The following is a 731-nucleotide window of genomic DNA, read 5'->3' on the forward strand; positions in this document are numbered from 1 at the left end:
GCTATCGGATCAACAGTATCTTCAATTGTTACTGTTGCTGTGCACGTTGAGCTATTTCCATTATTGTCGGTTACTGTCAGCGTTACCGGATTAGCTCCAACATCAGAGCAGTCAAAACTACTCGGAGATACGGTCAGCGAGGCTATACCACAAGCATCGGTCGATCCATTATCAACGTCTCCTGCGACAATTGTTGCCGATCCGGAGGCATCAAGCTGAACAGTGATGTCCTTGCAAACTGCTGTCGGTGCAACATTGTCTTCTACTGTGACTGTTGCCGTACAGTTGTCTGAATTTCCATAATCATCGGTTACGGTAAGGGTCACCGTATTCGAACCAATGGTTGTGCAGTCAAAACTCGTGATGTCAAGACTCAGGTCTAATGAATTGTCGCAGTTATCATTCGATCCATTATCGATTTGAGCAGGGGTTATGCTCGCATTTCCATTGGCATCCAGCTGAACAGTGATGTTCCGACAAATGGCTATCGGATCAACAGTATCTTCAATTGTTACTGTTGCTGTGCACGTTGAGCTATTTCCATTATTGTCGGTTACTGTCAGCGTTACCGGATTAGCTCCAACATCAGAGCAGTCAAAACTACTCGGAGATACGGTCAGCGAGGCTATACCACAAGCATCGGTCGATCCATTATCAACGTCTCCTGCGACAATTGTTGCCGATCCGGAGGCATCAAGCTGAACAGTGATGTCCTTGCAAACTGCTGTCGG

At 46.6% G+C, this 731-nt stretch carries 1 pseudogene; it reads right to left on the reverse strand.

The features are described 5' to 3' along the window. Positions 1-731 (reverse strand): annotated as a pseudogene (locus Q1A18_RS18965) (hypothetical protein); the annotation flags it as partial.

It is taken from the genome of uncultured Sunxiuqinia sp., from assembly GCF_947495665.1.
GTDB classification, from domain to species: Bacteria; Bacteroidota; Bacteroidia; order Bacteroidales; family Prolixibacteraceae; genus Sunxiuqinia; species Sunxiuqinia rutila.